Origin of the sequence: Candidatus Erwinia haradaeae (assembly GCF_900698955.1) — a bacterium.
In the GTDB taxonomy this organism is placed as follows: Bacteria; Pseudomonadota; Gammaproteobacteria; order Enterobacterales; family Enterobacteriaceae; genus Erwinia_E; species Erwinia_E haradaeae_G.
In genome coordinates this window covers 929,474-942,876 of sequence record NZ_LR217720.1, presented here as the reverse complement: position 1 = coordinate 942,876, position 13,403 = coordinate 929,474, and the positions used below count along the sequence as shown (strand labels likewise).

Annotated in this window: 5 protein-coding genes, 4 tRNA genes and 1 pseudogene; 6 read left to right on the top strand and 4 right to left on the bottom strand. The window is 33.0% G+C overall.

Features of this window, described 5'->3' with window-relative positions:
* Positions 1–213: 213 nt before the first annotated feature.
* The 3 genes from ubiE to rpmE form a co-directional block, all read right to left on the bottom strand.
* The gene (gene ubiE, locus ERCILAFE3058_RS03060) at positions 214–969 is read right to left on the bottom strand and encodes a bifunctional demethylmenaquinone methyltransferase/2-methoxy-6-polyprenyl-1,4-benzoquinol methylase UbiE (RefSeq protein ID WP_157989967.1); all 756 of its coding nucleotides are present in this window, start codon (positions 967–969) and stop codon (positions 214–216) included.
* Positions 970–2,342: 1,373 nt separating this feature from the next.
* Positions 2,343–3,899, bottom strand: a complete 1,557-nt coding sequence (gene rmuC / locus ERCILAFE3058_RS03055; protein ID WP_414973852.1) for a DNA recombination protein RmuC — start codon at positions 3,897–3,899, stop codon at positions 2,343–2,345.
* Positions 3,900–4,624: 725 nt separating this feature from the next.
* Positions 4,625–4,837 carry a 50S ribosomal protein L31 gene (gene rpmE, locus ERCILAFE3058_RS03050; protein ID WP_157989965.1) on the bottom strand — a complete coding sequence of 71 codons (213 nt, stop codon included), beginning with the start codon at positions 4,835–4,837 and terminating at the stop codon, positions 4,625–4,627.
* A 1,843-nt stretch (positions 4,838–6,680) separates the two neighbouring features.
* Between rpmE and proP the strand changes: the two genes are divergently transcribed.
* The 6 genes and pseudogenes from proP to ERCILAFE3058_RS03020 all read left to right on the top strand — a co-directional run bounded on the left by proP (position 6,681) and on the right by ERCILAFE3058_RS03020 (position 11,914).
* Positions 6,681–8,201 (top strand): glycine betaine/L-proline transporter ProP, encoded by a 1,521-nt coding sequence (gene proP / locus ERCILAFE3058_RS03045; RefSeq protein ID WP_157989964.1) that lies wholly within the window; start codon positions 6,681–6,683, stop codon positions 8,199–8,201.
* Positions 8,202–8,686: 485 nt separating this feature from the next.
* A tRNA-Ser gene (locus ERCILAFE3058_RS03040) sits at positions 8,687–8,779 on the top strand.
* 4 nt (positions 8,780–8,783) lie between these two features.
* Positions 8,784–8,860: transfer RNA gene (locus tag ERCILAFE3058_RS03035), tRNA-Arg, on the top strand.
* Positions 8,861–9,647: 787 nt separating this feature from the next.
* Positions 9,648–10,433: pseudogene (gene murI, locus ERCILAFE3058_RS03030) on the top strand (glutamate racemase); the annotation flags it as partial.
* Between the two features lie 478 nt (positions 10,434–10,911).
* A tRNA-Glu gene (locus ERCILAFE3058_RS03025) sits at positions 10,912–10,987 on the top strand.
* A gap of 851 nt (positions 10,988–11,838) precedes the next feature.
* Positions 11,839–11,914: transfer RNA gene (locus ERCILAFE3058_RS03020), tRNA-Trp, on the top strand.
* A gap of 233 nt (positions 11,915–12,147) precedes the next feature.
* Here the strand turns inward: ERCILAFE3058_RS03020 and tsaB are convergent.
* Positions 12,148–12,819 (bottom strand): tRNA (adenosine(37)-N6)-threonylcarbamoyltransferase complex dimerization subunit type 1 TsaB, encoded by a 672-nt coding sequence (gene tsaB / locus ERCILAFE3058_RS03015; protein WP_157989962.1) that lies wholly within the window; start codon positions 12,817–12,819, stop codon positions 12,148–12,150.
* Positions 12,820–13,403 lie beyond the last annotated feature (584 nt).

Sequence of the window (13,403 nt, the reverse complement as noted above, 5' to 3'; positions counted from 1 at the left end):
GTCTGTCTTATAATGGAAAGATCTTAGAATATGAATGTTATGGTCGTGAAAAAAGTACACAATTTACATATTTAGTCCTATCAAATAATTTTAAAACTACGTTCATGGGGAGGCGGAAAGATGTCCTCGAGCATTGTGTCATTATACAGAATTCTATTAATCATATTTTCTGATATTTCTGTAAATATTCTAGGTAGTATCACGTAGAGCCTGTTAAAATTTAAAACCCCGGTGTAATGCCACCACCCCCCCTGTAAAATTGTGATATGCTGTATGGCAAAACCCTATATCTATCATGATTTTTTTAAGAGTTTCCTGATCAGGGTGTACATGAATTGATTCTGCGAGATAACGATAACTATTTGCATCCTTTGCTATAAGAGACCCAAGAAGTGGTAGAATTTGAAAAGAGTACATGTCAAAAAGTTGACTTAATAATATAGATTGAGGTTTAGAAAACTCTAAGATGAGAAGACGCCCCCCTATTTTTAGGACGCGTAACATGGATCTTAATGCTTTATTAATGTCAGTAATATTACGCAATCCAAACCCAATGCTGATACAATCAAAAATATTATCCGGAAATGGTAAGTTTTCTGCATTTGTTTGTATATAGAGCACATTATTAATAATACCTTTGTTACGTAATTTATCTCTACCTATTTTGAGCATGGTGCTATTAATATCAGCCAGAATGACTAAACCAGTATTTCCCACTACGAGTGAAAATTTTTCTGTGAGGTCGCCAGTTCCACCTGCTAAGTCCAAGACATGTTGACCAGGTTGGACACCGCTGTATTCAACAACCCAACTTTTCCAAATACGATGAATACCAAAAGACATAAGATCATTCATAAGATCATATTTAGATGCTACTGAACGGAATACTTCAGTGACGAGATGACTTTTTTCTTCTTTTGACACTGTTCGATAACCAAAGAGAGTGGTATCCTTTAAGGTTTTTTTCATCGAGTATTCTTCCTGTAGTATTTTTCTATTTTTATATTTGACACCTAAATTGGAGTATATTCTGATTAGTTGTAATATTCTATCATGCAATGTTATACTAGTATGTCGAGATGTACTCGTGTACATAACACACTATACATACCAAAATGCTATATTGACATGTTGCTTTTTGTAGGTGTGTTTTTTTAATCAGTTCGATGATGATAAATGTGAACGCTGGATCCCCTGCAACCACCTAGAGCGTGATGCTCGGTTTTAGAAAGTTCTTTTTGTTATTTATGTGTAATAGTATACCATGTAAATCTTTTTTTCATCTTTGCACTCATATTAAATGTTTTTATATTTTAAATATCGGTCATCTTGGATTCGATATGTATTCTAATAAGTGTAATTGTAGATGTATGTGTGCAAAATGTCTCTTAGAGTCAAGAAAACTGAAAAATATAAAAAATAAGTATAACTTTTGTGAGAGAGGCTATTAGTATTTTTTTAACTTTTATGTACGAAGCGGAGATTGGTTATGAATGATTGTATTTTGATTGCGATATTAAGCTTAGTACATAGGACATAATATCTTTAACACCTCGTAGTACAAGCATTAAGTACATGAAGTTATAATTGTGTTATTGTTTCGTGTTTATCAGTTTTGGTTGTATATTTTGTGTATTGTAGGTGTAGAATGTACTGTTTGTTCGACGCTGCTCTCTTAACTATCAGAAGTAATAGAATATAACACTGCATGTGGCTGAATTAGCTCATTTCAAAAATATTTCTATGTATGTGTATAGATAGCAGCATCTTTGATGCTAATGGAAATATATGATATAGTATCATGTGAATATTGAGTGATTTGTAAAAATTATGCATACATGATGTGTGTTCTTATTTTACATATGATAAATAGTTTTTATCGTTTGGTAGGGAATACCTGATATATTTAGATAGCTAATGTATTAAAATATCAGTCATATTCTAATATTTTTCGTGGAATGTTAGCCTATATATATGCTGCGTATAGAGCGTATAATAATATTTTATAACCTCCATTAAGGTGGAGTATTTTCAAGATATAAATAAGATCACCTGTCTAATATTGACAAGAGAAGCGATATAAAGATGTGTGTGCTCTGTATACACGATATAATATGTGCATGCATATTAACAGTAAGTGTCGGTGTGTCTTTAGCTTTGACTATAACGTGATATATCAGTATGCATATGGGTAACACATAATCAATATGGCGTTTTACCAGAAATACAGAATATACATGTGATAGATATATAATCTGGAATTAAGATGTTAACTTAATATTCAGGATATTAAATAATGTCTGTGTGGTTTTGGTAGAAGGACTTACTCGAGATGTGTGAATTTATTGAGGTGTCTCGCTAGTCTTGTTTTTTATATTAGATTTAATATGTTGTGAAGCATACTCAGCATGGCTTGCATTGTAGGTAGATTGAGCATTCTGTTCTATATTATGTTCTCGGAGAGAAGCTGATTCCACTAACTGTGGGTTAATAGGTTTGGTGATTTGTACACCCATTTTGCGAAATTCTTCTGTTTGTGCAATTAAGTTACCTCGTCCTTCTGAAAGTTTCTTCATGGCTTGTTGATAACTATATTGTGCTTTATTTAGGCTGTGCCCAATATGACTCATGTCATCTATAAATAAACGTATTTTATCATATAGGCGAGTAGCATGATCAGCAATTTTTTGTGTATAACGATTTTGATTCTCATAACGCCATAGATTATTGATGGTACGCAATGCCACTAGTAGTGTAGTGGGGCTAACTATCATAATATTTTGCTTAAACGCTTCATTAATCAGTTCGGGTTGTTGATCAATAGCAAGAAGAAAGGCTGATTCTACTGGAATAAACATTAGGATATAATCTAGTGAACGTACATTTTGTGATTTTTGATAATCCTTTTTATGTAACTGTCGAAGGTGTCCGCGAATAGCAGTGATGTGCTCTTTGAGAGCCGTGGCGCGCTGTATATCATCAGTGGAGTTGAAATATCTTTCATAAGCGACGAGCGTCATCTTGGAGTCAATAATGACATCCTTACCCTGTGGTAATTGGATAATTACGTCCGGTTGTACGTATCCATGAGTGTCTAGTGGAATACTTACCTGAGTGAGGTATTCATGGCCTTCGCGTAGGCCGGCAGATTCTAATATTTTTTCAAGAATCATTTCTCCCCAGTTTCCCTGTGTTTTATTTCCTCCTTTTAATGCTTGTGTTAAATTAATGGTTTCTTGCGCCATTTGGGAATTTAACTTTCGCAGGTTGTTAAGTTCATGAATTAATACATGGCGTTCACGTGCTTCTTGGTTTAATCCTTCTTGGATTTGACGCTTAAATGCTTCCAGTTGTTCGCGTAACGGCGTAATAAAACTATGTAAGTTTTGGCGGTTTTGTTCATCAATACGGTGTCCATTATTTTCTAAAATACGATGTGCTAAATTTTCAAATTTCGCGTTGATGTTTTGTTCATTATGGACTAAAAGTCTCTGCCGCTCTTCTGCAGCTAGGCGAGTGTCTTCTAAACGAATCCGCATTTCATGTATTTCTATTATTTTGGCGTGATTAAGCTGTATTTGTTCGTTTTTTTCTTTGGTTAATTGTTCATTTTTACTACGTAGCAACTCTATATTTTGAAGTTTTTCTTCAGTTTTAATGAGCGTATTGTATAGCTTTTGATATTCTTGTTCGTGTTTATTTTTCTTTGTATTGAGATTTTCTAGCTGTTGATTCAAGATGTGTATTTTACTATGTGCTAATGTATATGATTGCATGAGTAGATTTTTTTCTGTATTTATTTTTTTTATCCTTTTTTTCAAGTGAAATATGGCAAATGTACAACCTAGTTGTATGCTAGATATAGCTAGAATAGCGCTATAGGTTAGTGCAAAATGCAATTTATGTCTCCAGTGTATATGTATATATAAAAGAGTATATGATGTTTAGATGTGATAAATCTACATACATGTAGATAGCAAATTAGATATGCTTTTACGCTGCGCGTCATATCTTAATAAGATTTTCCAAATACAATGCATATGTATGCTGTTATTCTGTACTGTATATTCTCTGTCTATTATAAGTAAAAATTGACATGTGTGAAGATGGCTGTAGTGACGTGTGTAAAAAATGCAGAGAATGGTTATTTTTTATTGATATTCTTATATCTCACCTTATTATCAGAGCTTTTGTTATACTATGCATAGATAAGAAATTTATTATGTTTCTTGATTTATCATAGGATAGGCAGTACTTTTGGTGTGATCTATTTCGCATGCACATGATACGGGTCAAAACATATCTGCAGAAATATTATTTTTGTGCTTTCATGTTAATATAGTTGAATATATCCGAACATATTTATACTGTATTTTAATTTTTTATCTAGGCAGTAATGTGTCACATATAGTCTATTTTATAGACGTATACAGAGCATGAACCGTATCATATATCATATCTTATAGTGTGTTTCTTATGGGTCAAATATGTCTTGAGAGGCTCTCCATTAAAAATTTTTTATTTCCTTCAAGCGAATACTGTTTATACAAAAAATCTTCAATCAATTTATTCAAAGTTCATAAGATGCTTTTATGTCTCAACTAGCTATGATAGTGGGCGTAGATTATTTATTTTGTGGCATCCCAAAACGTTTATTAAAACGATCTACTCGTCCACCACTAGCTACATCACGTTGTTTACCAGTATAAAATGGGTGGCAGTTACTACATACGTCTAGAGTGAGGTTATGGCAGGCCGTAGAACGAGTGTGAATTTCATTGCCACAAGAGCATTTCGCAATAATACTATTATAGTTAGGGTGAATATTTTTTTTCATATATTATCTCCTTTTATGTTTTCTTAGAAATGTAGTTTTTCATTATCATCTTGTGATGATGATCATAAGATTATACAAAATATCGATTTATTGCGATGTGTATTGTACTGCATGCAGTATATGCATCGCACCTCTAACGTAGTTTACATAACGCTATCTGATATGGGATGTGAGTGTTGTTATGTGAAAACCACCTATCTATTTTCTCGCTGTAACTGTTTTTCTTTAAATATGCATATTCTAATAGATGAGTATTATAGTGACAGGTGTATTTATAATAGGCTATAGCAGCCCATTACATATGATGTATCATATGATATATTCTGCACCAGAAAGAGGGTAATAGCTATAGACAATTGCTATTTTTACCACACGTTTTTATGATATGGAATTGTTTTTTCTTCATCCTGAGTAGGTGAGTGATTTTTATTTTAGGCATCTTAAGGAATAAAGTGCTGTCATATAAATGATCCTAATGCTCATTCTTTCCAGTGAGTATAGTATAGCATTAAGTATTATATGTAACATGGCGCTTAATAGGATGTCATGTATTTATATAAATCTATCAAATTGACTGATTATAATAATTTTTATATAGCACTATCTTCATGTCCTCAGTTAGAGGAAGGGTTTGCATTGTATGCATACATGTTATTTATTTTAGTAAATACGATCATCCAATTATTACTCATACTTATAGAAATTAATTCCCGCAAAGAGCATTGGGTCAGTAGCTTACTAGTTGATATTGATAAGTTACAGCATTGCATGCGGAAACATTATTTTCAGATAGTAGATAAAATCAGTGTATACCACAAGATAATAACTGTTTTTTTAAAAAATCTTTTTAATTTCAATGATAATAGTATTTTCCTCAGATCTTGAGTAAAAGGGTGGTTCTGTGTATAAGGCTTTTCTATTTTTGGTAGTTTGTTTGTAGCATGACACACAGTGTGCAGAGAATTACATTGATGTGTTCAAATCAATTTAGAAATCTACTTATTTGGAACGCACTCTCTACTTTTTAAAAATGATATCAGAGATATAGATTGTCTAATGATAGTAGATGATTAATATTTTATAATCATACAACAATACATATCTACTAATATATTATGTATGAGAGTATGTAGTCCAAGTCAACCTATCGAGAAGCATATTAGATGATAATTGTATAATCACAATTTTATTACATGTTATATGTTTTTTATTGTTTTTATGTGAGTACATATCTTAGTAGTCCAAGTGTTCAATAGATAGAATTTATCGCATTATGTATTTTTACTTTGCATGTAATCTGGGTACTTTAGAAGTAGTGCGATTTCTGGAGTGTTGAGCGTTTGGTTAGTGATCGCCGCATTTATAGATGTTTTATTATGCAACAACCAAGGTAAGATAGTTTGTTACATCTTTTCTTGATATGCATGGATGCAACATAAAAAATGATTGTATTCTTATAAAGAAAATCCTTTTTACTTTTCATTTTTAACCATGCAATAGTAATTTCAATGTGTTTTATCTCAGGACAATGGGGTGTTAATTATAATATCTGGGTAGATTTTAAACCACTCCATTTTATGACTATTATTTATATCATAGCATTTAGAGGTGAGATAGAGAAGAGATTGGGTATTTGAGAATAATACAGTCGTCAGGGAGGGATATTATAAGGATATGAGCGGATCGATACTTGTAGTCACGACATGCTGTATAGAATTATTTTTTTGAAAATAGCTCGCGTCATATACTTATAGAATTATATTCTATAAGTATATTTAGTCAGTATCATCTGGACTGCTGTATGTCAATTGAAGTTTAAAAAAGATCATATAGGATATGACATATGACATTAAATAAACAACATGGAAATTTTCTTGGATTAAAGGATGTGATGATTATTGATGATGTGAGGTTACATAAAGCAATAAAAGCCGCTGCATTAGGAAATATCATAGAGTGGTTTGATTTTAGTATATATGGTTTTGTTGCTTATGCATTAGGAAGAGCTTTTTTGCCTGAAAGTGAGCCCGGCATGCAAAGAATTGCAGTATTGGCAACTTTTGCTGTTCCTTTTTTAATTCGACCACTAGGTGGTTGGTTTTTTGGAGTATTAGGAGATCGGTATGGTCGTCAAAAAATACTTTCATTAACTATTATTATCATGTCATTAAGCACTGCTTGTATTAGTATCATTCCATCTTATCACTCTATAGGAATATGGGCGCCTATTTGTCTTGTTCTCTGTAAAATAATTCAAGGGTTTTCAATAGGCGGTGAGTATATTGGAGCATCGATCTTTGTAGCTGAATATTCGCCAGATCGCAAACGTGGCTTTATGGGTAGTTGGTTAGATTTTAGCTCTATTGCTGGTTTTGTGCTAGGAGCTGGACTAGTCGTCTTAGCTGCTTTTATCACTGGTCCAGATGATTTCCTGAAATGGGGTTGGCGCATGCTATTTTTAATGGCCCTACCTCTTGGGGTGATTGGGCTATATCTCCGTCGGGGAATAGGGGAGACACCTGTATTTCAGCAGCATATTGCACATTTACAACAAAGAGGTGGTTATGCATTGTCTTCTGGTACGAGAGTTTCTCATTATACAATGTCTTTTAAGGAGGTTTTTACTACATACCGGAAGAGTATTCTCACTTGTATGGGTTTAGTGATTACAACTAATGTTACTTATTATATGTTGCTGACATATATGCCAAGTTATTTATCGTACAATCTGCATTATTCTGAAGATGATGGCATTAGGATAACTATAGCTATTATGGTTTGTATGTTATTATTACAACCTATAATGGGGTTGATGAGTGACAGGTTTGGCCGCCGTCCACTAGTAATTACCGGTAGTAGTATGCTGTTATTGCTTGCGATACCTTGTTTTATGTTAATAAACAGTAGTATGATTGGCTTAATGTTTTGTGGTTTACTAACACTATCCTTAATTCTTAATAGTTTTACTGGCGTTATGGCATCAATATTACCAGCGTTATTTCCCACGCGCATCCGATATAGTGCATTGGCTGCTTCATTTAACATGTCAGTATTGATTGCTAGTTTTACTCCAACAATTACTGCGTGGTTAGTGGAGGTCACTAATAACTTGTATATACCAGCATATTATTTAATGATAGTAGGAGGAATTGGTTTAGGTACTGGTGTGATGATGCGAGAAACTGCTAATTTACCTTTGCGCGGCGCTAGTCCTGTGGCTTCAGATTTAGAAGAAGCTAAAGAACTCTTGATAGAACATCATGCCTATATTGAACGCAAAATCACCGCAATTAAAAAACAGATTATTCTTCTAGAAAAAAAACGTTCACATTTAATTAATCAGCATCCATATATTCAAGAATAAGGTAAGTAATAAATATATAGTTGATGTATATGGTACATTTAAACTAACTAGTTGTATCTCAATACAAGATTTATGGTTCATTTATCACAATATAATATGAGTAAAGTATGCATATTAAGTGTAGTATATTCTTCAAATATGCATACCAACACTCTTTGTCTATACGACGTATAAATATAGTCTGGATATTACATATAATGATGACTCAAGGTAAACTGTACAACATAAGAATATATTTCTGTTGTGTCAGGTATATTGTTAGGTAACAATATAAAATTACTGTTATTTTGGCTAAGTAAATATTTCTTAGGATCGCATGTCACGCTACTTTAGACATAAAATATTATGAATCAATAGTTGTAGGTAGCGAAATGATTTGACTTTAAAGAGCTAAAAAGTAAAATAGATATTACAGTATTGATGTGTCTGAGAAAACTAACTATTTTTTGAGTTTTGAGAGATATGAATTGTAAAGAATTTTTAGTGGTGAGATGGCCGAGAGGTTGAAGGCGCTCCCCTGCTAAGGGAGTATGCGGCTAAAATCTGCATCCGGGGTTCGAATCCCCGTCTCACCGCCATTACGCATCCATAGCTCAGTTGGATAGAGTACTCGGCTACGAACCGAGCGGTCGGAGGTTCGAATCCTCCTGGATGCACCATATTGAGAATGAACAAATATCTAGAATGATTGGATGATTATAGTAAAATAATAAATAGGGCTCTACACTACAAAAAATGTTTTTATATAGCGTTGATGATTTGGAGTACTAAGATAGGTCAAATAACGTGTAGTAGGTATATTTTATTCTGACATGTAATTTTATGTAATATTCATATTAGTGCATCTGTTTACATTTTATCTGTCTAACTAGATAGTGTAGTGGATTGATATAACTTTATATTATTATCGAGAATATCCGTGTAGTTTTTCACTATCCATAAAAATTGTCTTAATCGCATCTCTAGATGCGCATTTTGTGTAAAGCGATTTATGATTGCGTTACAATTAGCGCATATAGTGATTTTTATTTTATGCATTATATGTATCTGTTATAAGTTATTTTCTTATGGTCGAAGGTGTATTCAATGAGACATTATGTTCCGTATAGATATTTTACCAATGGTCATCAAGTCTTGATCTGTAATGGTTATTAAAATAACTAGAATACAAAAAGTCATGCAGTAATCACATATATTCTATATGCATAGTAAGAAAATTCTCATTTGTACGATAATACGACTCTATGAAGAAGAGTCTGCATTTTTATCCCTATGTTGAAAAATATGATATATTAATGGATGGACTTTATTAATCGGCGTATATGTTGTAAAAATCTTTAAAATAGATGCCTATGTCTTAAAATTCATAGAGGATCTAATATGATTAGGCATAGAGTATGTTGTGTTAATTTTTCAAATATAGCGAGACTATCGACTATTTGCTCTACAGTACTGATATTAGATTCTGGTGTTGGTGGTTTATCTGTCTATAATGAGGTATTTAAATTATTGCCAAATCTGCATTATTTATATGTATTTGATAATATTGTTTTTCCGTATGGTGAAAAATCTGCAGAAATTACCACTCAGAGGGTAATGTCAATTATTACGGCAGTTACACGTTTGTATGTCCTGGCACTTGCGGTTGTGGCATGTAATTCAGCCAGTATTGTGAGCTTACCTGCACTACGAGCTCGTTTTACATTCCCTATAATAGGGGTGGTGCCGGCCATCAAACCTGCTGCATGTATAACTCGTAATGGTGTAATAGGTTTATTAGCTACTCGTGGCACTTTACAGAGATCTTATACGCATGATCTTATTGCGCGATTTGCGAGTGCATGTAAAACAACTCTATTGGGATCGAAGGAATTAGTAGAATTAGCTGAAAGTAAATTACGTGGTGGGCTAGTATCTCTTAATACAGTTAGAAAAATATTACAGCCGTGGCTACATATGTCCCCACCTCCTGATACAGTTATACTAGGCTGTACACATTTTCCTCTTATTCGTGATGAATTACAAGCGGTCTTACCTGTAGGTACACAGTTAATTGACTCCGGGGCAGCAATAGCTCGGCGTACGGCATTCGTTTTAGGGTATCCATCCACTACAAACATTGCTATTGCGCATAATGTGGCATTGTGTATGGATTTGACACAGCACGCAAAAGAGTTAATACCTACACTACAATATTATGGATTTCAAACATTGAAAAAACTAACATTGTAAAAATTTAGTGAGGTGTAGTGGCGGAAATCCTGTAAAGTTTTTATTTTACTCTTGTACTCCACGTGAGAATTGATATAATAAGGGTCGATGTAAATGGGAAGTTGTATGCGAATATTTTCGAATTGCGCGTTTTTTTCTTTTAGTCAGAAGTTAGTCTGTAGTCAGTATAAAAAGTGAGTCAGATGTTATGTGATTTATTTTCAAGAAAGCATATTAACTACATATCTAACGTTACTAATCAGATGAAGTAGTTGTTTAATACACAGAAATCACCGCTTATTTCATGAGTAGTATGCTACTATAGGAGATAGTATCGTCTATTGTAGTAGACGAGAATAAGCAGAGGTGTAATATTGCTTTTTAAAATGTAATATGTGAGCACTATTTTAATATTTTTCTCATCGTATAAATTTTTTTCTACAAAAGATAAATAAGTTGTCGAGAGAAATATAGTGGTGTAGTGAAAAGTAATATATACGTCCCCATCGTCTAGAGGTCCAGGACATTGCCCTTTCACGGCAGTAACAGGGGTTCAAATCCCCTTGGGGACACCATTATGGATATTTTGTAAAGATGAAAACCTATTTCCTATATTAGACATATAGGTTTTTTCTTTATTTTAAAAATTGTACAATGCATCATACCTAAAAAACAGATAAAGGTTCTTCATTCGCTATGTCCGTGACATAAAATCATGAGAGGTATAGATAAATAAATACGTACTGTTTTTTGTATAGCATGGTATGAGTATTATGAATATATGTAGGTTTGAGAATAATGAACGCTTTCATCGAAATAAGATCATATGTATCGGCATATTTTTCTTAATGTATGCGTTATGTATATCAGATGACAGGTATCCTTGAGATATTATGGAGTGATTCATATAAACGGTATATCGTGGTTGGATCGATGAAGGTCGCATATGGATGGCAGACGAAGTATGACATTGTCTCAGAAGTCTAAAACAAGCTATATGCTTATTAGCATCAATCACAAATATAGTATATAGAATATAGAATTACAGTAGTAATAATATTTATATATAACCTATCTGTATAGGAATATAAGATTCTTAGACATTTAAATAGACTTTATACACAACATAAAATATATTTTAAATAAATTTTGTATTACGCATGTTTTATAAAACAGCATTGAGCTATATGAATTCATATTCATAACGAGCGTGTTTATCTATAATTATTTTTAAAGAGTTGACTGGTCAATAATCTTCTACATCCAGAAGGGCTAGATGTAGAAATATAACAACTATATTAATATCATGCCGTCTATATAGATAAATATTGATTTCTAAAAAACTAGAATGAGGATTAAGAAATATATTTACAAACTTAAGATAAAGGTAGGTATGATAATTATGCTTGATGTGATTTAGGTATTTAGGGGCGTAGTTCAATTGGTAGAGCACCGGTCTCCAAAACCGGGTGTTGGGAGTTCGAGTCTCTCCGTCCCTGCCATCATATCATATTATCTTTGTATTAGAATGGGTATCTCAAGAATCACTTATTATAAAAGGATGGACACCTATTTTTAAATTTTATGCAGCGTGAAAATTTATATTAAAGATTTAATTTCCAATTAGGAATAGAGAAAGAAGTAATTATAGTTACAGAGATTTATTTCGCCCTAAGTGTATCATACATACATTTTTATCTATATGCACGATGTGTTTCCCTGAGTAGAAGGGAAACTAGCATACCTTATGACGTAAGTAATAAGGTTTGGCATTGCGGGGTAAATATATACTTTCTAAAGAAAGATTGTTTTGTACTAAAGGTATCATGTCTACTGCATGTGGCGCTTTGATGATTGTAACCATTAAATCAATATTACTAATATGAGTCAATTGTGGATAAAGTTTCCATCCTGTACCTACACAAAACCACTTTCCTCTCAAAAAAGTCATGCGTTTTATTATTTCTGCGGGTTTAAGTAGTGATTCAGTGTCCTCGCCACTCCAATTTCCATCATTTTTACGTTGATATTCAGCCCAATATATATCACCCATATGTGCATCATTTGCTACTAGCACTTTTTTTGCACCATGATGTCTCCAGGCAGTTTCTGCCATTATTTTCAGTGTGGAAATTCCTGTTAATGGAATATTTGCGCCTAGAGCGAGTCCTTGTGCAGTGGCAAGACATATGCGGACACCAGAGAAACTACCAGGACCACGAGCAAAGGCCAAGAGATCTATTTCATGTAAGGAAACTTTACATTTTTGTAAAATATCATGTATAAACGGAAGAAGATATTGAGTGTGCTCACGAGCGCAGTGTTCACAATAAGAGAATTTTCCCTTCTGAGTGAGTAATGCTACAGAACAATGTTGTGTAGTCGTGTCCAACGCTAATATTTGCATGATTTTCTCATCTTATGGCGCAAGAAAAAAATATCTACTATTATAGACTTTTTCTGTTAGGTTTATATAAACGTATTAGTTTGTATTTCTTCTGCAGAGTCATATGAATTGTAGTAGATAATCATATAAACTTCCATGTATACCACAGAGCCTCATATGCAATCATATTGTATAACAAAACATATAGGATGTGCTTTTATTGTATGTTCTAGGGGTTTTGTCAGCAGGATACGCAGTTTCTATATTTTTATATACATGTTGCATATGAATTTTATAGTGTATATGAATGCTGTATAAAACAAGACTACGCTGATGTATTATCTCAGCGGTTACTGAGAAAAATTTTAGATAGCATCTATTATATATTTTATGGATGATTGATAGAGGTATAATTTTAATTATACAGTTCTCTCTAGATTCATCTCTTGAAGATTCTATTCACAGGGAACGAAAAACGCTCCAATAATTTGTGGTCCACCCTCAATACTCTTTTCGATGCAAAATTTATAATATACAACTAGCATCCTCAGCTCCATTTTGTGCTGCGTGATCCCGGCTAGAATAAATGGTGACATTTCAACTAC